Raw genomic sequence first — 21,023 nt, 5'->3', positions numbered from 1 at the left:
CGGTCTAGCGATCCCACACGACGCAGCGGATCGGAGAGGGCCGGAAGCCGTTGCAGGGGTTGTTGACCTGCGGGCAGTTCGACAGCACCACCAGCAGGCGCATCTCGGCGCGCAGATCGACATAGCCGCCGGGTTCGGAGACCCCGTCATCCACGGTCAGTTCGCCGTCCGGGCGGATCGGCACGTTCATGAAAAAATTGACGTTGGCCACGATGTCGCGCTTGTCCATGCCGTATTTTGCCAGTTCGGTCAGGAAGTTCTCGCGGCAGGCGTGCATGTACCGGGTTTCGTGACCGAAGCGGACGGTGTTGGATTCGCAGGAGCACGCGCCCGCGCTGGTATCGTGAAAGCCGCAGGTATCTCCAATGATCGTCGCCATCGGACGATCCTCGTTGGAGCGCAGGATCGCGCCGGTGGTGAGGTCGTAGCGCCCGCCCGCCCGCGCCTGGGCGAGCAGCGTGTCCTGCGCGGAATAGCGCTCGGTGTGGTCATCGGCGTTGTAGAACAGCGCATCGACCGCCTGCTGGCTTTCGAGGTCGATGATGCGCAGCGTCTGGCCCGGGTCCAGCACCGCCGAGAAGGGGGCGCGGGCCGGTACGGTGACATCGAGCAGGGCATTGGTGCGGGTGGTCAGCATGATGGTCCTCAGGCGAAGTAGGCGTCGTTGTTTTCGAAGCCGCGCCGCGCTTCCTCGCTGAACGCGCGGCAGAAGGCGGCGGCATCGGCAGCGGTGCGATAACGGGTCACGATGATCGAGCCGGTCGCGCCGCCTGCTGCCAAGGGGTGGGGTGTGTTGGACAGGGCGACGAGCAGGTTCATCTCCGCGCGCAAGGTGACGAAACTTCCGGGCGACGGCGCGCGGCGCAGGCACATGGTGCCGTCTTCACCCACCGCGAGATCGGCGAACAGCGTGAGGCTGGTGGCGAGATCGCGCCGGCTGAGGCCGAATTTACCGGCGGCGTTGCGCAGATTGTCGCGCCCGTTGCGCCCGGCACCGCGATCGGGCGTCGAAGGACCGGGAACGGCATCGGTCGAAGGACCGAGAACGGCATCGGTCGAAGGACCGAGCACCGCATCATGACCGGAACCGCTATCGGCGATGATCGCGGCGAGGATGCGCCCCATGTCCGAGAACAGCACACGCCCGGTGGTGAGGCGCGTGGTCCATTGCAGCTTGAGCGTATCGCCGGCGTTGAAGCGTTCCGAGGGATCATCGGCGTTCCACAGCATCAGGCTGGCACCCGGCGTACCGGCGGGATTGACGATGTGCAGCGCCTCGCCCCGGCGGATACGAAAGCTGGCATAGGCGCCGGGCGGGATGGTCTCGGTGGCGATGACGTCATCCGGGGGGATCATCGGCAAATCGGTTGGGCTCGATGCACCGGCCCTCGCGCGGGCGCGGAACTGAAGTTCGAGATAGCGCGTGCGATACTCGTCAGGTGTCAAACGATCGAGGTCGAGCATCAGGCCGGGTCCTGGCCGAGTGCGGTGGTAAGGCCGGTCGCGTCCGGCATGATTACCGCTTTCGAGGCCGCCTGCCGGCGCATCATGGGATACGCGATGGCGCCGACGATCGTGGCCCCGAGAATGAACAGCGGCGCAAACCAGGTCATCGGCCACGGGCCATTGCCGGTATTATAGATCTCCGCGCGCGGCCAGGCGACATCGACCATCAGCACCGCGCCGAACACCACCGCGACGAGGTTGACCGGCAGGCCCCATCTGCCCAGCGTGAAATGCCCGGCGAGCGGCGGTTTGGAATAGACCGGATGACCCCGCAGGCGCTGGATCAGCAACGGCAGCGTCACGAGGAGATAGGCCAGATACACGATGACGACGGCGACGCTGGTGATATCGCCGAACACGCTGGCTGAACCGAGGCTGAGCAGCAGGATCCCGATCGCGGTCATGCAGACCACGAAGCTCGGCAGCAGCGGCGTCGCCGTGCGTTTCGAAACGGTGGACAGCGCGCGCGAGAACGGCAGGCGGCCATCGCGCGCCATGCTGAACATCACCCGGGCCGCCGAAGCCTGGATCGCGAGGGCCGCCGAAAAGATCGACACGCTGACGATCGCCAGCATGATCCGCCCGAGAACGTTGCCGGCCTGCGCGGTCAACACATAGGCGATGCCGTTATTGGCGAGATCAGCGCCGAGGCTGGGAGAGGCCATCAGCGTGCCGAGCAGAACCAGTCCGCCGCCGACCGCCGAAACGAGCATGCAGCGGGTGATCGCCGAGGGCGCGGTCCGGCGCGGATCGCGGGTTTCCTCCGAAAGTTCGGCGGCGGAATCGAACCCGTACATCACATAGGTCGCCATCAGCATCGAGGCGAGAAACGGCCAGATGTAGGAACCGTGGCCCTCGACGCCGCCGGTGGTCATGATCACGCCGGGGCCGCGCACCGTATGGGTGAACAGGATGACGATGAGCAGGCAGACCCCGAAAATCTCGGTGGACACTCCGATGATGGTGAGGGTGGCGAGCCGCTTGATGCCAAAGGCGCTGATGAGGCCGCAGATCAGGATCACGATCGAGCCGAGAACGATGGCGTTGAGCGCGCCGGTCGGACTCGTCGGCGAGGCGTTGCCGCCGACGAGCTGAAAGCCCGACCACACGCCGGGCAGGGCGGCCTGCATCGCAATCGCGATGGCCGAGACGCTCACGATATACCCGATCAGCATGAACCAGCCCGCGAACCAGCCGAGCGGGTCGGTCGCGACCCGGCGGGACCATTGGTAGATCGCGCCCGAGACCGGAAAGCGGACCGAGAGTTCGGCAAACACCAGCGCGACGCAGAACTGGCCGATGAACACGATCGGCCAGGTCCAGAAGAACGCCGGTCCGCCAAGTCCGAAGCCGAAAGCGAACAGCTCGAAAACCGTGGTCAGGATCGAAACGAAGGAAAACCCAGAGGCGAAGGAGGCGAACGGGCCGAGTTCGCGCCTGAGTTCCTGAATGTAGCCGAGATCGCGTAGCCCGTCGGCGTGATCGGTCGGGGTGATGGGGGTATCGCTCATTCGGTCGGAGCCTCCTTCAGATCGGTCGTCGATGTGAAGCGAGGATCGGATGTGGACAGCGCATGCAACCCCCGCATGAAAACGCTCTCCCGGGCTTTTGTCCCGCCGTGTACCGCGCGGATGTCTCCCGCCCGGCTGTTGCTCTCGGACCAGCATCGGCACTGTAGACACCAACCGGAACCCTAGCGACGGATCAATAACAGCAAAATCCATGCCAAGATCCATTTGTAAGCAGATCGGCTAAAAATAGCGGGTCTCTTCTGCTAGATGGCCATTTTATGAGCGATAAATGGTTAATCAGTGATCATACAATACACTGATTAGGCAGTATTATCGGCGGCCGCCGATCGTCGTTGCCCTGAATCGGTATCGTGGCTGACAGGCATGCTCACATGGGCAGCGACAATCCGCCAGCCATGGTTCAGGCGCATCCATGTCTGACTTTGACGGCCCCTGCCGCCTTCGACAATGAATTCGGTGTTGACGGTCCCGAAATTGTTGCCGAATGTCGTGATGACTGTGTTGCCCAGGCTGCGCGACGCCTGTTTGTTGACGACGCGCCTCCGATATTCGGCGATTTCACTGAAGCCGTGCAGGTTCTCCGAGATTCCATAGCGGATGGTGTGATCCGATTGCCAGAACAACTCGTTCAGGACATCGATATCGTTTTCGATCAACGCCCGCTCATAACGATCGAAAATGGCCGAAAGCTCGGCATGCACCTCGGGGAGGTTGATTTCGACATCGCTCAATCTGGGTCTCCCGCAATGGGTTGTCCGGCCCGCCGATAATGTCCGTTCAGGGACATATCATGTCCGTGAGGCAAAAGACCCGACCGCCCGACCAAACACAGAGCCCGGTTGGTCGAACAGCTAATGAAAACACCGTGCCAGACCGCTTTCGAAAGCGGACAGGGTGCACGTCCACCCGACGATGGCACCCTGCGCGCGGATCATATCGAGCGTGACACGCTTGAATTCGGGCACGTAGCTTTCCGTCGCCTCTTCGATCAACAGGCAGTCATATCCCCGGTCGTTCGCCTCTCGCAGGGTCGTCTGCACGCAAACTTCCGTCGTCACACCACCGACCACGAGCGTCGTTATCCCATTGTCACCGAGATATCGGTTCAGGTCCGTGTTGTAGAACGCGCCCTTTCCCGGCTTGTCGATGACCAGCTCACCCGCCGCAGGAGCGCATTCGGTGACGATCTCGGTGCCCGCGTCTCCCGCGATCAATATTCGTCCCATCGGTCCCTCGTCCCCAATCCGCAGCAACGGTGTCCCGCGCAGCCGTTTTGCGGGCGGACAGTCGCTCAGATCGGGCCGATGGGCCTCGCGCGTGTGGATGACCGGCATCCCGCTTGCCCTGAATGTCGCTAATAGTCGCCCACATGCGGCCACCGCCGGTCGCAACAGGCAGACATCGTTGCCCAGAGCGGCACCGAAGCCCCCGGGGTCGAGAAAATCCCTTTGCATGTCGATCAAAATCAGCGCGGTGCCATCGATCGGCATCCGAAAGGTGAACGGCCTGGCATCGATTTCAGCGATCATCGAGAGCGTCGCAAAAATCGGCTGCCGAGGCGGTCGCACCGAATACGCCGCCCTGCATGTGGATCATCTCGATTGCCGCCAGCTTGTTGCTTTCCAGGGTCGCGGCGGTGCAATCGGTCAGCATCAGACATTCGAAACCCCGGTCGTTGGCTTCGCGCATGGTGGTATGCACGCATACATCGGTGGTGATCCCGGTGAGGATCAGGTGGGTGATGCGGTTTGCGTGGAGGATCAGTTCGAGATCGGTGGCGTAGAAACTGCCTTTACCCGGTTTGTCGATCACGATTTCGCCCGGTATCGGGGCAAGTTCCGGAATGATTTCCCACCCCGGCTCGCCTCGAACCAGCACGCGCCCGCACGGCCCGGGATCGCCGATGCCGGCGCCGATGGCGCGACTGCGCCAGAGTTTGTTCGCCGGCAGGTCGGCGAGATCCGGGCGGTGGCCTTCGCGGGTGTGGATGACCATCATGCCGGGGATGGCGCGAACGCGTTCGAGGGTGCGCCGCAGGGGGTCGATCACCGCGCGGGTGAGCGCGATGTCATAACCCATGGCGTCCACGTAGCCGCCCACGCCACAGAAATCATGCTGCATGTCGATCACGACAAGGGCGGTGTGCCGTGGCTGGGCTTTTCCGTCATAGGGCCACCGGTACGGTTTGGCAGCAACGCTGAAACCATCGGTCGCGCTCATTCTTCATCGAGGATCAGCGTGGAGGTAGTCAGCCGCCGCTGTCCGCCCTTCACCGAGGCGAGCACGCCCATGGCCATCGCCGCGGCCACAAAGGAAACAATGGGAACGGGAAGGTAGCGCACCGCGGCACTGTAGTTCACAATCAGCCCGCAGACCCATCCTGTCCCCAGCGATAGCCAGGGAGCAACGGCCATACCGGAAAGCTCACCGCTGCTGCGCCGCGCCAGGTAGCCGCTGTAGGACGCAACGATGACCACCGCCCCAATCGGAGGCACCAGGACCCCGATGATTTCCAGCCAGTCGAGCAGAAACGCCCATACCCCGGTGGCCGCGATGATGACGCCAATGGTTCCGACAATTGCCGTCGTTACCAGATACCGTTGCCGGAACAGCTTCGAAAACCCGAGCGCGCTGTTGTAAAGGCAATGGGTTGCATTCGACCCCTGATTGATGATCGCGACCAAGACGGCGAACACCGCGAATACCCCCCCTAGACCCACGAGGTATCCTATCGGATTGGCCGACTGAAACGGATCGGCAATCCCGAGCCCATGCATGGCCAGCATCGCCGTGAACCCAACCCCCGCCAGCATCGCGATGCCGAAGCCGAGCGGGAAGGCCGCGAAAACGGAGATCCATGAGGCACGCCGACTGGTCGCCCACCGATTGAAATCCGGCGCGAGAGTTCCGCTATCGGCGAAGGATGCCAGAACACCCGCCAGGATTTCCTGAAATGTCAGTGAATGATCGCCGACCGTGGTATAATGCGGATGCGCTCCGGCATTACCACGATCGGCGAGCATGGCGAACGCGATCAAAATAAGTGCGAAGAAAAGAGGTACGGAAAAATTTGAAATGACGTTCATCCCGATGATCCCCCGCGCCGTCACCAGGACGAAGGCAATCCCCAGGATTGTTGCGACCAGATAATAAGGCACGCCAAACGATGTGGCAAAAATCTCTGCCGGCATTGCAGTGTTAATGGTGAACCAGCCTAGTACAAGGAACGATAACAACCCGGCCACGAACAAATAACCTACGTCGCCGAAAATCATCTGGGCGATCTGGGAGAAAGATCGACGTTCTCTCCACCCGATTTCACCGAGCAAGCCGACATAGACAAACATAATCAAGCTGCCGATTCCAATTGCTGAAACCGCAGTCAACAGACTTGACTTGCTGGCAAATACCGATCCCGTAATCGTAATGGCTATTATGAATGGAAAACCGGCCCATACCATTCCCAATTTGAATGTACTGAGACCTTCATGCTCCGATATCTGGCCGGCGGTATACTCTTTATGTGACAAGGGAACTTACCTTTGCACTTAACTGCGGGATTTCGGTGATTATCTGTTTACGAGGTGTCCACTAATATTGTGAACGGTCGGCATGATGGTGCTTGTGGGCGCTGCTGCATACTGCTAATTCACCCCTAGGGCGCTGCAGAAATTGCACCACGCCAGCCGGAGGCACAGGATGCGCCATCTTCTTCCGCTTCGTTATATCGAAGTTGTTGCAACCGCAGGTTCCATTCGAAAGGCCGCGGAAAATCTGTCGATAAACTCTACCGCGCTCAACCGCCGCATCCTTGCCATGGAAAAGGATCTGGGGGTGCCGATCTTCGAGCGTCTCCCCGGCGGCGTGAGACTCTCTGCCGCGGGCGAAATTCTGCTCCATCATATCCGCCAGCAGTTGGGCGATATGGAACGGGTGAAGGGAATGATCGCCGACCTTTCCGGAGAAAGGCGCGGCCATGTCGCGATCGCGTGCAGCCAGGCCATGTTGCCCTATTTTCTTCCCGAGCAGATTTCGGTCTATCGCCGCGCCCACCCGGGCGTTACGTTCAGCGTCTATGTTCGCGACCGCGAAGCGGCGGAGCAGGCGCTGACCACGCGGGAGGCCGATATCGCGCTGGTATTCGAGCCGGTCCGGATGTCCGATCTCCAGTTGCTGTTGGCGGTGCGCCAACGAGTTGAAGCAGTGCTGCACCCGGAGCATCCGCTCGTGAGCGCTGGTATGCTCCGCCTTCGCGACTGCCTGCGGTTTCCCATCGCTCTTCCAATCGCCACATATGGGGTGAGGCACCTGCTCGAGACGGCGACGCGACGGAGTTCACAGAAGCTTCAACCGGTCGTCGAATCGGACAGCTTCGAATTTCTTCGCCATTATGCGGTGGCGGAAAACATCGTTACGTTGCAGATACCGCTGGGATTGCCCTCGGTCGACACACCCGATCTGGTCCGGCGTTCGATCGATCCGCGCGATGTCCCTGACGGGGTGTTGTATGTGGGACAGTTGAAAGGCCGCACCCTGCCGGTCGCCGCCGCGCGTTTCTGCGACCAGATTCTGTCGGTGTTCTCCGAACGCTACGACTGTTTTTGAAAGGCGTTATCGGTGCCCACGCCCCTGCTCCCCGGGAATCCCGGCGAGCGACTATTATGCGGCAGGGCAGGTGCAGCAACCGTCGCCAGAATCGTCACCGCGACATAACGCCCGGACCGGATCTGAAAACGTCGTGTTCATTCTTCAGCCGGTGGAAACGGGTGGATCGAAATCTGTCCTCGGGCCGTATGGGCTAAGCTGGCAGGTTTGTGTACGGTCGTCCGCTCAACGGGGTCGGCAGAACGGGAGCATGAAGGAAACGTCTCTATCGCACACGGCCGGGCAAGAGAGCCAATCCGCTCTGAAACCGCGGCCGGGCGGGTTGGCCGGGTTGAGGCGTGGGGTGCGGTTGATTTCGGGGCCTCTCTGGGGGTTGGTCTATGGCATCTATGAGCGCCAGCTTGGGCGACAGGTGCAGGCTTTGCCAATTCCCGGACATATTGGCATCATCCTCGACGGCAACCGCCGTCACGCGCGGGAGAGCGGCCTGCGGGACCCGGAGGCAATCTATCGCCTTGGTGCCGCCAAACTCGACGATATTCTGGCCTGGAGCGTTGAACTCGGCGTGCGCAGGGTCACGCTCTGGGTATTTTCACCCGACAATCTGCGCCGACCGGAGACCGAGATCGGCGGCATTTTCGGCGCGGTTGAAGCCAAGATGCGCGCCCTCGCGGCGGACCCGCACATTCACAGCCGGGGTGTGCATATCGCCGCCATGGGCCGGCTTGACCTCCTGCCTCCGGCGTTGGTTGAAGCCATCGACGCTGCCGAAGCCGCGACCAAAGGCAATGACCAGATCACCGTCACGCTGGCCATCGGCTATGGCGGGCGCGAGGAGATCGCCGACGCGGTGCGGGCCTTGGTGGCTCATTGTGCGGAACAGGGATTGTCCACGGCGCAAACGGCCTCCCACATCAGCCCGGAGGCGATCCGGCGGCATCTCTACCTCGCTGACATGCCCGACCCCGACCTGATCATCCGCACCAGCGGCGAGGTCCGGCTCTCAGGCTTCATGCTCTGGCAGAGCGTACACAGCGAACTGTATTTCTGTGACGTGAACTGGCCGGTGATGCGCCGGATCGACTACCTCCGCGCCATCCGCGCCTTCCAGCGCCGCGACCGCCGGTTCGGCGTCTGAACCGAAACCATGTCGCTTTCCGGCACATGACCGTTTTCATCTCCGGTATTTTCGACGTCGCCACCGCGCTGGCGCAGTGTTGACGGATATCCATGCGATTGCCGCCCGTCTTGTGGTGCTGATGTCGCTTCTGGCAGTGGCGGCTGGGTTGGTAATCTGGCTGACGCTCCGGGCGGCACGGCTCCGGGCGGCACGGCTGCGGGGGCTCATGCGACAATGGGCCGCTGCCGGGGATGACGACTGGCGGCGCCGGCTGGTGCGCTCGCTGATCGACCCGGATCGGCCGGACGTGCCGGGGCTTTTGGTGCTTGGTCTCGCCCTGATCGGCGGGTTGTGGCTGTTTCTCGGGGTGGTGCAGGATGTTGTGTCCGGCGGCCCGTTGGTGCGTGTTGACCGGGCGGTGTTTCATCTGCTGCAGGCGCTGCGCGTGCCGGTGGTGGATCAGGCCATGGTGGCAGTCACGGAGTTGGGCGATGCCGCGGTGATTATCCCCGTCACCCTGGCAGCGCTGGCCTGGCTGGTCTGGCAGAGGGCCTGGCGCGCGGCATTTTACGCGCTGGCGTCCGTGGGCGGCGCCAGTGCGTTTGCCCTGCTGCTGAAGGTGACCGTGCACCAATCAAGGCCGGGGGCGCTTTATGACGGATGGAACGCCTATTCCTTCCCGAGCAGCCACGCGACCGTGAGCACGGCCCTGTTCGGATCTCTGGTGGTGCTGATCTGCCGTGAGGTCGGCACCCGCGCCCGCGTGGCGGTGACGCTCGCCGCAATCGCCCTGGTTGGCGCCATCGCGTTTTCCCGCCTCTATCTTGGTGCGCACTGGCTATCGGATGTGATAGCCGGTCTGGCATTCGGTACGGTTTGGACTGCCCTGCTTGGGATTGTCTATCTGCGGTACGCCAACACCAACGTCGAGGCCCGTGGGTTGGCAGGGGTGTCCCTTGCCGCACTGCTCGCCGCTGGAAGTCTGCATATCGCCATGGCCCATGCGACCGATATGCGGCGTTACGCGGTAAATCTGCCTGTCGATCATGCTGATACCGACAGGTGGCCATGTGCCGGTGGATCAACGGCTCATTCTGCGGCTTTGGCGGTCCGGGGTGGTGCTGTCGGGAACTGCAACGGCGCGGCCCGTGTGGAGCGGGACGGTCGTCGTCGAGACGAGTGAACATTTGACGCCGCTGGCCACGATGGGCGGTGAGCTTCAGAACGTGAACGCCGCGCTGGGGACCTCAAAAGCCGCCCTGCCGGCGGCACGGCTGGAAAACCGTGGCCCGGCCATGGCCGGCCCGAATTGGAACGGTACGGTCATTCTCGGTCAACCTGGCGGTCAGTTCGCGCGTTGCACCGCCGGATGCCGCCCTGGCCGCTGGGGCAGAACAAGAATGAGCAGGATAATGGCGACCGTCAGCACAGTAGAGGCCCCTACGCGGCTCAGGTCCAATCCGCCGAGCGCAAGAGGCTTGTCCAGCAGGTCGCCAACCGTCGCGCCGAGCGGGCGGGTGAAGATGAATGCCGCCCAGAACAGCGCGACGTGAGAGATGCGGGTAAAATAATACCCTGCCGCCGTCACCGCGATGACCGCACCGAACACCAGCGCGCCACCGCCAAAGCCGAGGCCGTTCGTGTCCGCCATCCAATCGCCGAGCGCTGTACCCAGCGTCTGCGAGAACAGGATGGTGACCCAGTAGAAGGCCTCCGTGCGCGGCGTCGCCACCGTGTTCACTGATACGCTGCCCTCCACCCCGTGCCAGATGGCGAGTGAGGCCCCCAACAGCAGAATCAAAATCGACGTCCCGCCCGCATAGCCGATGCCGAGCGAACGGTCGGCGAAGTCGGCCATGGTCGTGCCAACCGTCGTGGTGGCCACAATGGTCAGCCAGTAGAGATAAGGGTTAAAGCGAGTGGCGCGAATTTGCGCGATGACCGCGGCCACGAACACCGCCAGAAAAATCAGCGTACCGACGGCATAGCCCAGATGCATCGACATGGTGACGGCATCGCCACCGGTCTCGCCAAGGGTCGTCGCCAGAATTTTGATGATCCAGAATCCCAGAGCGATTTCCGGCACTTTGGTCAGGCCCTGTTTCAACGTATCGGTCATTTTCTTGTCCTGTGCATGAAGCGCCCGCCCCATGCGCGATGGAGCGGGCCGGCAACGACGGGATGGACGGGTCAGTCCGCGTTCGGACCTTCGGCGCTGTTCTCCAGCACCGCGCCGGTTACGGCACCAATGCCGACTTCATGCGTGACCGCGCCGTTCTTGATGTCGAAAGAGTAGCGCAATCCGCTGCCGCCGGACTCCTTCTCAAGTTCCTGATCGGCCACCGTGCCGGGCTGGGCCTTGAGGGCGGTTGCCTTCGCGGCATCGAGGCTGATTTTGGCACCGCCAGCCAGGTCCTGGCCGGTATAGGCGAGGGCAGGAGCGACGAACGCCGCCAGTATCGCCATCGCGCCAAGTGCGCGGACGGGATTTGAAAGTTTCATGTTCATTCTCCAGATAAGGTTCCAACCAGAGCGCCGGGCTTCGCGCCGGACGCTTGAGGTCTGTTGTGCCGGAGCAGACTTAGGAGAAACTTAGGTCGGGCAATCCGGCATGGTTACCCGGGCCAGGACCCCGCTTGCGCCATCCGCGCGGTTCCTCACCTCAAGGCCGAAACCGTGGCGTTCGGCGATGCGGCGGGCAATAGCGAGGCCCAGCCCCGAACCCTCCGCTGCCTGCGGCGCGGCGCGGTAGAATCGCTCGAAAACATGCGCCTCGGCTCCCGGGGGCAGGCCGGGACCGGCATCGAGTATCTCGGCTGAAAATCCTGCCTCCGTATGCCGGAGCGTGACATCCACCTTGCCGCCCGCCGCGCTGTAGGTGAGCGCGTTCTCGATCAGATTGGCGAATAATGTACGGATTTCCTCTTCGTCTCCCCAGATCATCGCACGCGGGGCGATCGCAGCGCCGAGATCGATGCCCTTGTGGCAGGCGAGCGGCGAGTGATCCGCAACGCAATCGAGCAGCAATGCGGCGGTATCGAACTTGGCGCGGCGCGGTTGAGCTGGTTCATCGAGCCTGGCCAGGCGCAGAAGCTGGTTAACCAGTGCCCCCGCCCGCCGCGCCCCCGCCGCCAACGCGTCAAAACGTGGGCGCTGGCTTGTGGCCATCGCATTGGCGGCGAGATTGCCGATTTCGATCTGCATGGCGGCAATCGGCGTGCGCAGCGTGTGCGCGGCATCGGCCAGAAACTGTTTCTGTGCGGCCAGCGCGGCGTTCAGTCGCAGGATCAGTCCGTTCATCCCTTCCACCAGCGGCCTCAGCTCGGCGGGCAAATCCGCGAGCGGCAGCGGGTCCTTGGCCAGGGCGCCGCGCGTCGCGAGGTCGTGGGCAAGGCCATCGAGCCGCCGCAACGTGCGATGCAGCGCCAACCCGACGACCAGCCAGGAAAGCGGGATCAGGAGCAGCACAGGCAGCGCCGCGCCCATTGCCGCGTTGCCGGCGATCTCGTCGCGCACTTTCATGCGTTGGGCCACCTGCACGGCTCCGGTTTTGCCGTACAGCGTGTAGACGCGCCATGTCTCGCCGCCTCCTTGCGCATCGGCAAAGCCGGATCTGGGCTGGAGTGGAATATCCGCACCGGGGAGCGATCGATGCACCAGATGCCCCGCCACATCCCAGATGGTGACGGCAAAACTGTCTTCCGGGTCCTGGTCGGGGGCGGTGGGCGCGTTGTCGACGGCGAGTCCCGGCCCGGCGTTCAGGGCGATCTGGCGGAGCTGACCGTCGAGAAATCCCGCCATCTCGCTCTCATTGTACCGATATGCCGCGCCAGCAGTGATAACGCCTGCAACCGCCAGCAGGGCGGTAATCCAGACCAGGGCGGTGCGGCGCAGCGACCGTGCGCGGGTCATTTCGGCACCATCCACCCCGCGCCACGGACGTTGAGAATGACGCCCTTGCCGAATTTACGCCGGATGGAGTGGATCAGCACTTCCATGGCGTTGCTCTCCACCTCCTCGCCCCAGCCGTAAATCCGCTCCTCGATCTGTGCGCGCGACAATATATGGCCCGGCCGTTCCATCAGCGCCTGCATGAGCGCATATTCTCTCGCGGGTAGTGTTTCGGTCCGCCCGCTATGAGAAAGTTCATGTGTCCCGGTATCGAGCGCCGCCTCGCTTGTCGTCAGCATGGGCGTGGCCCGCCCCGCGCGGCGGCGCAACAAAGCGCGCATTCGGGCCAGGAGCTCGGGCACCTCGAACGGCTTCACCAGGTAGTCATCGGCGCCCAGATCCAGCCCCGCCACCCGGCTTTCGACCGCATCGCGCGCGGTGAGGATGAGCACCGGCGTTTCGACACCGTGGCGCCGGGTGGCTCTCAGCACCGCCATGCCGTCCATCCCGGGAAGTCCGAGATCGAGCAGCGCGATCGCATATCCCGTATCACGCAGCGCCTCCTGAGCCGCCAAACCATCGCGGACCCAGTCCACGGCCATGCCGGCCGCCTTTAGTGCTGCTACCAGCCCGTCGCCAATCAGAACGTCATCCTCGATAAGCAACACACGCATGGCCGGAGCATTGCGGCAATGGTCGACGCCGGGCAAGGGCGGTCCGCCACCGGTTCATTGAGCAACGACGTAACCACCCGCGGCACCGTCCCGCTTCCCGCCGCACCCGTCCGGAGTGCGACGGTTGCTGTAAGCGCATCGACAGAACGTTGGTCAACCTGACGGGATCTGCTCGGCATGCAGCGCCGCAGACGAGCATCGATACCGGCGGCGGCGGTTCGGGCAGCGCCGGGGGGATAATTCGAAAGATCTTCCGCGCTTACCCCGGATCAGGAACCTCAGCTTCAGGCGGGTCAAGGAGGCCCATCCACTGCGGATGATGGTGCTCCACCCACTTCAGGATGCGACCGGTCATATTCCGCAGGAATTGCAGGTCATCCGAAAGGAGGACGATACCGAGCGGCAGCATCCAGAGGCCGAGAATGGGGAGGATGCTGAGCACACCGCCCAGGATGAGCAGCAGGCCAGCAGGAATTCGCGCCCAACGCCTGGAAGGCTGCCGCAACCAGCGCACGGCTTTTCGGATGCGGGGCGGCAGGCGTCCGATCAACAACTCCAACCGCCTCTCCCGGTGGTTGTCATCCTCGGCCGAACGACTGTTCATAAGTTTACAATCAACACTGCAATTTTCCACGCGCCGATGTCTCCACAGTTGATGCACCGTGAGCGCGGAAGCCGCCAGAATGGTATGATCCGATCGCGAAAAAAAATTGGTGCGGATCACATTCCGTCTCAGCCACGCGTCGAATTAGGTACGGTGATCCGACATCGCGAGGTTGGACGACACCATGTCATCGTCCTCGCCAGAGGGGCCCGGATAGTTATATTAGTAAAATGAGTAGCTTTGTCGGCATCGTCAAGCGCTCGTCGGCGGGTGTCATCCGCTTTCGGCGGATCGACAGCTCTCGACCTGCGGATTCTGGTGCGGAGGCGGTGTAGGCGCGGCACGCCGGTGAATGTTCAGCCTTTCACTCGATCTGCGTATGGCGGTTCCGGGTTTGCCATTCGTCGTTCGAGGTCGTGGGGGGTTCCATGCGTTCAATGATCGCAATTTCAGGCGCGGGGGGCGCGCTGCGCCGGTCTCGTGGTATACCGGCCATATGGCGTGGCCGGAAATAATGGCGGGTTTCGTGGTCGGGTGTGTAGTCGGACTGACCGGGGTCGGTGGTGGCGCATTGATGACGCCGCTGCTGATCCTGCTGTTCGGGGTACATCCCTCCCGGGCGATCGGAACCGACCTGCTATTCGCGGCCGCAACGAAATCGGTCGGAACGATCGTTCATGGCCTCAAACATACGATCGAGTGGCGGATCGTTGCGCGGCTCGCGACGGGAAGTCTTCCCGGCGCCGCGCTGGCACTCCTTGGCCTGGGATATCTCGGTGTCCATGGGGACGCAGCCAATCGCCTGAGTGCTGTCATACTTGGTCTGGTGCTCATTCTTGCCGCGACGGCCCTGATCGTCCGGCCATGGATACTGCGTGCGCCGGCGTTGCTTCCGGCGGAGCCGGCAGCCGGGCCTCGCCCCGGCCTGACGATCGGGCTGGGCTTCGCTCTCGGGGTTCTGGTCAGCGTGACGTCGGTTGGCTCAGGGGCTCTCGGGACCGTTGCGCTTATGCTGCTCTACCCGCGAATGGCCACCTCCAGGATCGTCGGGTCGGACCTCGCGCACGCGGTGCCGCTCACCGTGCTGGCCGGGATGGGCCATTGGGCGCTTGGCACCATCTCGTTCAACTTGCTGTTGCCGCTGTTACTCGGCTCGATTCCAGGGATCATTCTTGGCAGTGTTACAGCCCGATATTTGCCCGACGCGTTGCTACGGATCGGGCTCGCAGCGGTACTTGCAGTCTCCGGGTACCTGATTTTGATCGGATAACCGGAGCCTTGCCGCGTCACACTCAGCATGAGACTTGTATAATGCCAACGCTCCGGTTAATTTTAACGCGCCGGGCTGCATTTGGGGCACTCTGGCGAACGCGCTTGGCTGAGGCCTTACCGCTAATCCCCTTCGTCCCAATAAATGTAAATCAGGAACTGAGAATGAATATCGACAAATCAGTCTTCGCGTTAGCCGGCTTCATGGTACTGCTCAGTGTGGCGTTGACTTTAGCCTTTTCCCAGTGGTGGCTGCTGCTGACCGGATTTGTGGGCCTGAACCTGTTTCAGACCGGGTTCACGGGCCTTTGTCCCGCTGCGATGATCTTCAAACGCCTGGGCGTCAAACCGGGTTGCGCCATCAACTAAGCTCGACTTTCCGCATTTCATGCAGCGAGCGATAGAGTTTGCACGCGTATTTTTAGCAAGCGTGTTGGCATCATGACGGCAGCGGTCATTGTCCGGGACATCGAAAAATCCGGTGGTGACAGGACGCGGCGGATGGCGGCGACTGCGTCGGTGAAGGTTGGCTCATTTTTGTTGTACCACGAGGCGACATGGGGTCGGAGGAGTTGGTGGTCGGACGCCGCCAATGCGCGGGCATTCGAATGGCTTCGCCAATGGAACCTTTGCCAGCTTCAGCACGCGCCGATGAAATCCGGCGTTGCCGCCGGCGTGGTTCCGGGATAGCGGCTTGCCAGCAGGCCACGGCAGAGCGCGCCGTTGAACTCCGCGTTGAGGCCGATCCGCCGGATATGCCGCAGATAGATGCCGAGGGTTTCAGGCATCAGCCGCTCACCGTCGCGGGTGACGAAGGCGAATGGTGACACCCCCTCTCCGACCGTCATGACGTCCTGCGGCCAGTGGCGGCGTTCGAGGTACCGGGTGCGCAGTACGGTTCCCTCGGCATCGAGCTTCAGCGCCTCCAGGGCGGCGAGGCTGATTGCCGCGATCGTTTCCGGGGGGTGGCCAGCGGCCAGCAGGTGGCGCAGCAGCATCTCCTGTCGGCGTTCGAAGGATTTCAGCGCGAAATTGCGCCTGATCGCCGAAAGATCCTGACCGTCCCCGGCGGGAAATACCTCGGTGAAATCCTTGCCCTGCGCGATGCCCTCGTTGATCGCCTCGACATACATGTGGTCGTCGAGGTGGATGACGGCGCGCCGGACCCAGGACAGGCCGAGCACCGCCTCGCGCATGTCAGAGGCCATCAGGTACGAGAAATTGGCGGCGCACCAATAGGTCGGCAGGCGGAACGCGACATCGACTTCATCCGGCGCGGTCACGGTGATCGCGGTGATGAAGCCGAGATCGACCACGCTTTCGTCGAGTTCGGGGTCGGTCACCCGGTCGAGGGTGGCGCGCACCTCCGCGATGCGCGCCTCGTTCCCCGTTGCCTCGTTCCCCATTGCCTCGTTCCCTGCCGCTTCGTGCCCCTCTGCATCGTGGCGCGCGTTCATGCGGCGGCCATCTCGATCCGTGAGAGCTTGGCGCGCTGGCTCGCGATATCGACATCGTAGAGCCGGGCCGCGTTCTCGCCGAGAATCTTGCGCTTGGCCGTCATGGTGAGTTCCTTGCCGGTCTCTTTCATCACCTCCTCGGGCAGTTCGAAATTCATGAACCGCTCGACCAGCCATTGCGGCGTCCAGATACCATAATCCGAGCCGAACAGGATGCGATCCTCACCGAGCCAGAACAGAAGTTCGGAGATCACTTTTGCAAAATAGCCCGGCCGCGAATGGATGAAGGGCAGCACCACCGCAAGGCCGCCATAGACATTGGCCTCCTGCACCGCGATCCAGCAGAAATCATCGAGGCGCGGCAGTCCGCAATGCTCGACGATGAAATTGAGGTTCGGAAAATCGGTGGCGCAGTGATCGATGTCGGCCACGTCGAACGCATCGCGGTCGAGCGGAATGATCGTCGGGCCCTTGTGGACATGGATGTTCTTGATACCGAGTTTCTCGCATTTTTCGAAGTATTTGTAGGCAGCAGGGTCGGAAAGTTTGTAACCCCGGCTGTCGCCCTTCCACTCGGCGGTGTAGAGTTTCACGCCCTTGAGCTTGTAGGTTTCGGCCTGCGCCTCAAGCGCTTCGAGCCCGCCTTCGCCGTCACGCGGGTCGAACGCACCGTTCAGGATGAACCGGTCGGGGTAGCGCTTCTTGAGGATCGCATTCTGTTCGAGCGTGTTGAACCCGGTCTTGTAGAAATCCTTGAGATAGGTCGGCTGGAAGATCGCCATATCGTCCGGTCCGTCGATGAACAGATCCTTGACCATCTGTTCCGCGCCGTATTTCGCGAATTTCTCCGGGGTCCAGAGTTGTTCGGGCGGCGAGAGCGAGGCGTGGTAGCCGTAGAAGCAGTCGATGAACTGCTTGCCGTGGATATTGCGGATGTTCTCGGGGCTGGCATCCCACAGATGCACGTGACCGTCGATGATGAAAAGTTCCGAACCGTCTTTTGCCTTGTACATTGTAACTCCGTTCCTCCGTTGATGTTCAGCGTATCAGGGGATCAGCACGGCGCGCCCGCGCACCTTGCCGTGGTGAAGGTCGTGCAGGGCGGTATTGGCGTCCTCCAGCCGGTATTCCCGGGTCGCCAGGGTCACCTTGCCCTGATCGGCCAGCGCCATGAGCTCGATCAGCTCGGCGTAGGTGCCGACCAGATTGCCGACGATGGTCTTTTCCGAGGTGATCATGTCGATGGTCGGGATATCGATTTTCCCGCCATAGCCGACGATGTAATAGAAACCGGCGTTGCGGGTCATGGCGAGCCCCTTGGCCACGGCATCGCCCTCGCCGACAAAATCGATCACGGCCTCGGCACCTTTGCCATGGGTGATCCGCAAGACCTCATCGACTTCCGACCCATCGGCCTTGACCGCGAAATCGGCACCACATTCCTCGGCGAGCTTCAGGGCCATCTCGGCGCGATCGACGATGATGATCCGGGCGGCGCACAGGGCGCGCAGCACCTGGATGCCGATATGCCCGAGGCCGCCCGCGCCGATCACCACCGCGAACTCGCCGGGCAGCAGATGGCGCGAGGCCTTCTTCGCGGCGCGATAAGCGGTCAGCCCGGCATCGGTGTGCGGGGCGACATCCTTGGGTGCGAGATCGCCCGGCAGCTTGATGATCGAGCGTGCGCCGGTTCGCAGATATTGCGCGTAGCCGCCATTGACGTTGATGCCCGGAAACTCGCTCTCCTCGGCGTGCATGTCATCGCCGCGCCGGCAGGCGAGGCAATGGCCCGACGTGATCAGCGGGTGGCAGATCACCGCATCGCCCGGCTTGAGATGGGTGACGCCGGGCCCTACCTCCTCGATCCAGCCGGCATTTTCATGGCCGAGGATATGCGGCAGCGCGAGATCGACTTTCGAGCGCCAGATCCCCTCGATCACGTGAAGATCGGTGCGGCAGACCCCTGCCCCGCCGATCCGCACGATCACGTCGTTGGCCCCTTCGATCTCCGGGTCCGCGACGTCCTCATACGTCACGTAGACGGGATTGTTCAGCGATTCGTCGTAGGCGTGTAGGACAGCCGCTTTCATATTGGTTTCCCCGCTTCCTCGATCGGCACGTCGCGTGCCCGCTGCGGAGGCTTGCATGGTTCGTGCCAAATGCGGCTGCGGCGCTGCGTGGCGGTTGCGCGCGCGTCTTCCGGGCGTCGGCGTTCAATAGTGCAACAGCGTCGGGGACATTTGCGCCGTTGCTGAACAGCACGGGGTCAGTGATCCGCGAGACCGCGATAGACCGTGTTGCGCGACACCCCGAGATTGCGGGCGGTGGCGCTGATATTCCCGCCGTTATCGCGGTAGGCCGCCCGGATTTGCGCCTTGACCACATCCCTCAGATCATGCGGCGCGGCGGATGGTTCGGGCGAAGCCGTCGCGCCGAGCGCAGCCTCGATCGTGCCGATGTCGATGGCGGCATCGGCCGCAACGAGGGCCAACCGCAGCAGGATGTTCTTCAACTCGCGGATATTGCCCCTCCATGTGCGCCCGCGCAGGTCCGCGAGGGCGGCATCGGTGATAGATGTGCCGGGCGCGAAGCGGGCGAGCAGATGGCGGGCGATCAGTACGAAATCGCCGCGTTCGTCGAGCGGCGGCAGGAGGATTTCGGCGGCGTTCAACCGGTAGAGCAGATCGGCCCGGAACCCGCCCTCGCTCACCGCGCGCGCAAGATCGGCGTTGGTCGCGGCGATCATCAGCACATCGACGATGCGGCTCCTGCCACTGCCGATCGGCCGGATCGTCCAGTCGTCGAGCAGGCGGAGCAGCACGGCCTGGAGCGGGCGTTTCATGTCGCCGATCTCGTCGAGGAACAGGGTGCCGCCATCGGCCTCGGCGACCAGCCCGGCCGCGCCGCCGCGCCGTGCCCCGGTGAACGCGCCATCGGCGTAGCCGAACAACTCGGCCTCGATCAGGGTTTCGGCGAGGGCCGCGCAGTTCACCGGCACGAAGGCCCCGCGCCGGCCACTTGCGTCATGGGCGTGGCGGGCCAGCAACTCCTTGCCCGTGCCGGTCGCCCCCCGGATGAGAATCGGCAGGCCGCGCCGCGCCGCGGTGACCGCGAGCCCTACCCCACGGGCGACCCGCTCATCCTCCGCCACGAACTCCGGCACCACGAACCCCGGCGCCACGAACCCCGGCGCCACGAACCCCGGCGGGCCGGATGGCGGCGATAAGGCTCGCGCGTTCAAGACGCGCGGTTCGGCGCGCGCCGGGCTTTCGGCAACCGCGAAATACACGCTGCCGACCCCGTCTTCCATGGTGACGACCGCCCCCTTGGCAGCGGCGTCGCGCACCACGCCGAACCCGGTGCGGAAAATCTCCTCGAACTGGCGGCCCATGACCACGGGTAGCCCGGCAAGCAGGAACCGCGCCTGCCGGTTGGCCGCGATCACCCGGCCGGAGTCCGAAATCACCATGATGCCGGCACTCAGCGTGGCGAGGTATTCGCGCCGGCTGTGGAACGAGACGATGACATGACGCGCATGGGTTTCGCGCAGCAGCAGATTTTCGATCTGGGTTGCGGCCATGCCCACCAGGGCACGGGTGTGGCTCTGGCGCGAACGGCAGTCCGACGAGGCATCGAGCACGCAGGCGAGGTTGCCATCGGGCCCGAATACCGGCGCTGCGACACAGGTGATTCCCTCATGCCGGCGAAAGAAATGCTCGCCGGCATGAATGCTCTGGGGCCGACCGGTCGCGATCGTGGTCCCCAGCGCATTGGTGCCGCAATGGCGTTCGTCCCACACCGTGCCGGGTTCGATCGCGGCGGCGCTCGCCTCGTGGGCGAAGCTGGGATCGGCGATCGCATCGAGCAGCAGCCCATCGGGCGCCGCGAGGGCGACCATGAAATTACTGCCGGCGATCTGGTGATACAGCGCCTGCATTTCCGCGATGGCGAGGCGATGGACCATCGCGCGTTGCTCGCGAGCCTCGCGCAGCCGGGCGGCGCCGACATTTTCGATCCGCGGCGACTTCACCGGGTCAAGCCCGGCCTCCAGACAGCGTCGCCAGGACGAGTGGATGTCGTCGGAGAGCAGGTCCGCGACGACGAGGCCGTTGGATTCGAGCGCAACCCGTGCCTGGACGATACGCTGGTCGTCGAGCATCATGGATATCCCCTCCTTCGAGCACCATTCTGGAGCACGGCACTCTGGCGGGCCGTTTCGGCGATCGGGTGCCGGTTTCAGCCTGATTAGAACGGCACGCCCGGAATTCATAGAAAATTCGGCGGCGGCTCCGTGAATTGTTCATAATCGGATCGATCAAGTTCAGTTGTTGTTGCCATCGCCAACAGTCGGGCATCATGCTGCAT

At 63.1% G+C, this 21,023-nt stretch carries 21 protein-coding genes and 1 riboswitch; of the genes, 5 read left to right on the top strand and 16 right to left on the bottom strand.

Going from position 1 to position 21,023, the window contains the following annotated elements; genetic code table 11:
- Positions 1–4: 4 nt before the first annotated feature.
- The 7 genes from SIL87_RS17205 to SIL87_RS17175 all read right to left on the bottom strand — a co-directional run bounded on the left by SIL87_RS17205 (position 5) and on the right by SIL87_RS17175 (position 6,568).
- Positions 5–637: an urea amidolyase associated protein UAAP2 gene (locus tag SIL87_RS17205; RefSeq protein ID WP_319615374.1), complete on the bottom strand. Its 633-nt coding sequence runs from the start codon at positions 635–637 to the stop codon at positions 5–7.
- Between the two features lie 8 nt (positions 638–645).
- Positions 646–1,464: an urea amidolyase associated protein UAAP1 gene (locus SIL87_RS17200; protein WP_319615373.1), complete on the bottom strand. Its 819-nt coding sequence runs from the start codon at positions 1,462–1,464 to the stop codon at positions 646–648.
- On the bottom strand, positions 1,464–3,017 hold the full coding sequence (locus tag SIL87_RS17195; RefSeq protein WP_319615372.1) for an amino acid permease: 1,554 nt from the start codon (positions 3,015–3,017) through the stop codon (positions 1,464–1,466). The genes SIL87_RS17200 and SIL87_RS17195 overlap by 1 nt, the downstream gene beginning before the upstream one ends.
- 84 nt (positions 3,018–3,101) lie before the next feature.
- Positions 3,102–3,214: riboswitch (guanidine-I (ykkC/yxkD leader) on the bottom strand.
- A gap of 123 nt (positions 3,215–3,337) precedes the next feature.
- On the bottom strand, positions 3,338–3,769 hold the full coding sequence (gene hpxZ, locus SIL87_RS17190) for an oxalurate catabolism protein HpxZ (protein WP_319615371.1): 432 nt from the start codon (positions 3,767–3,769) through the stop codon (positions 3,338–3,340).
- A gap of 120 nt (positions 3,770–3,889) precedes the next feature.
- The gene (locus tag SIL87_RS17185; RefSeq protein WP_319615370.1) at positions 3,890–4,567 is read right to left on the bottom strand and encodes a cysteine hydrolase family protein; all 678 of its coding nucleotides are present in this window, start codon (positions 4,565–4,567) and stop codon (positions 3,890–3,892) included.
- Complete coding sequence (gene biuH / locus SIL87_RS17180; RefSeq protein ID WP_319615369.1) at positions 4,557–5,258, bottom strand: biuret amidohydrolase; 702 nt, start codon at positions 5,256–5,258, stop codon at positions 4,557–4,559. Before biuH ends, SIL87_RS17185 begins: the two co-directional genes overlap by 11 nt.
- The gene (locus SIL87_RS17175; RefSeq protein WP_319615368.1) at positions 5,255–6,568 is read right to left on the bottom strand and encodes a purine-cytosine permease family protein; all 1,314 of its coding nucleotides are present in this window, start codon (positions 6,566–6,568) and stop codon (positions 5,255–5,257) included. Before SIL87_RS17175 ends, biuH begins: the two co-directional genes overlap by 4 nt.
- 169 nt (positions 6,569–6,737) lie before the next feature.
- Between SIL87_RS17175 and SIL87_RS17170 the strand changes: the two genes are divergently transcribed.
- The 3 genes from SIL87_RS17170 to SIL87_RS17160 all read left to right on the top strand — a co-directional run bounded on the left by SIL87_RS17170 (position 6,738) and on the right by SIL87_RS17160 (position 9,946).
- On the top strand, positions 6,738–7,643 hold the full coding sequence (locus SIL87_RS17170) for a LysR family transcriptional regulator (RefSeq protein WP_319615367.1): 906 nt from the start codon (positions 6,738–6,740) through the stop codon (positions 7,641–7,643).
- 343 nt (positions 7,644–7,986) lie between these two features.
- Positions 7,987–8,781 carry a polyprenyl diphosphate synthase gene (uppS, locus tag SIL87_RS17165; RefSeq protein WP_319615366.1) on the top strand — a complete coding sequence of 265 codons (795 nt, stop codon included), beginning with the start codon at positions 7,987–7,989 and terminating at the stop codon, positions 8,779–8,781.
- A 79-nt stretch (positions 8,782–8,860) separates the two neighbouring features.
- Complete coding sequence (locus tag SIL87_RS17160) at positions 8,861–9,946, top strand: phosphatase PAP2 family protein (protein ID WP_319615365.1); 1,086 nt, start codon at positions 8,861–8,863, stop codon at positions 9,944–9,946.
- Positions 9,947–10,108: 162 nt separating this feature from the next.
- Here the strand turns inward: SIL87_RS17160 and SIL87_RS17155 are convergent, their stop codons facing one another.
- The 5 genes from SIL87_RS17155 to SIL87_RS17135 all read right to left on the bottom strand — a co-directional run bounded on the left by SIL87_RS17155 (position 10,109) and on the right by SIL87_RS17135 (position 14,052).
- A complete protein-coding gene (locus SIL87_RS17155) occupies positions 10,109–10,882 on the bottom strand; it encodes a COG4705 family protein (RefSeq protein ID WP_319615364.1) in 774 nt (257 codons plus the stop codon).
- A 71-nt stretch (positions 10,883–10,953) separates the two neighbouring features.
- Entirely contained in the window at positions 10,954–11,265 is a 312-nt protein-coding gene (locus SIL87_RS17150; RefSeq protein ID WP_319615363.1) for a PepSY domain-containing protein, read from the bottom strand.
- 90 nt (positions 11,266–11,355) lie between these two features.
- A complete protein-coding gene (locus SIL87_RS17145) occupies positions 11,356–12,675 on the bottom strand; it encodes an ATP-binding protein (protein WP_319615362.1) in 1,320 nt (439 codons plus the stop codon).
- Positions 12,672–13,364 (bottom strand): response regulator, encoded by a 693-nt coding sequence (locus SIL87_RS17140; protein ID WP_319615361.1) that lies wholly within the window; start codon positions 13,362–13,364, stop codon positions 12,672–12,674. The genes SIL87_RS17145 and SIL87_RS17140 overlap by 4 nt, the downstream gene beginning before the upstream one ends.
- 223 nt (positions 13,365–13,587) lie before the next feature.
- Positions 13,588–14,052 carry a hypothetical protein gene (locus SIL87_RS17135; RefSeq protein WP_319615360.1) on the bottom strand — a complete coding sequence of 155 codons (465 nt, stop codon included), beginning with the start codon at positions 14,050–14,052 and terminating at the stop codon, positions 13,588–13,590.
- A gap of 394 nt (positions 14,053–14,446) precedes the next feature.
- Between SIL87_RS17135 and SIL87_RS17130 the strand changes: the two genes are divergently transcribed.
- Positions 14,447–15,202: a sulfite exporter TauE/SafE family protein gene (locus SIL87_RS17130; protein WP_319615359.1), complete on the top strand. Its 756-nt coding sequence runs from the start codon at positions 14,447–14,449 to the stop codon at positions 15,200–15,202.
- Positions 15,203–15,366: 164 nt separating this feature from the next.
- Positions 15,367–15,570 (top strand): YgaP family membrane protein, encoded by a 204-nt coding sequence (locus SIL87_RS17125; protein ID WP_319615358.1) that lies wholly within the window; start codon positions 15,367–15,369, stop codon positions 15,568–15,570.
- 269 nt (positions 15,571–15,839) lie between these two features.
- Here the strand turns inward: SIL87_RS17125 and SIL87_RS17120 are convergent, their stop codons facing one another.
- The 4 genes from SIL87_RS17120 to SIL87_RS17105 all read right to left on the bottom strand — a co-directional run bounded on the left by SIL87_RS17120 (position 15,840) and on the right by SIL87_RS17105 (position 20,820).
- Entirely contained in the window at positions 15,840–16,658 is an 819-nt protein-coding gene (locus tag SIL87_RS17120) for an iron-sulfur cluster assembly protein (RefSeq protein ID WP_319615357.1), read from the bottom strand.
- Complete coding sequence (locus SIL87_RS17115) at positions 16,655–17,671, bottom strand: amidohydrolase family protein (RefSeq protein ID WP_319615355.1); 1,017 nt, start codon at positions 17,669–17,671, stop codon at positions 16,655–16,657. Before SIL87_RS17115 ends, SIL87_RS17120 begins: the two co-directional genes overlap by 4 nt.
- A 33-nt stretch (positions 17,672–17,704) precedes the next feature.
- Positions 17,705–18,748: an NAD(P)-dependent alcohol dehydrogenase gene (locus tag SIL87_RS17110; RefSeq protein WP_319615354.1), complete on the bottom strand. Its 1,044-nt coding sequence runs from the start codon at positions 18,746–18,748 to the stop codon at positions 17,705–17,707.
- Between the two features lie 176 nt (positions 18,749–18,924).
- Positions 18,925–20,820: a sigma-54-dependent Fis family transcriptional regulator gene (locus tag SIL87_RS17105; protein WP_319615353.1), complete on the bottom strand. Its 1,896-nt coding sequence runs from the start codon at positions 20,818–20,820 to the stop codon at positions 18,925–18,927.
- Positions 20,821–21,023 lie beyond the last annotated feature (203 nt).

It is taken from the genome of Acidiphilium acidophilum, assembly GCF_033842475.1.
GTDB classification, from domain to species: domain Bacteria; phylum Pseudomonadota; class Alphaproteobacteria; order Acetobacterales; family Acetobacteraceae; genus Acidiphilium; species Acidiphilium acidophilum.
Note: the sequence above shows the minus strand (reverse complement) of the source record. Positions and strands in the feature narration are given on the sequence as shown.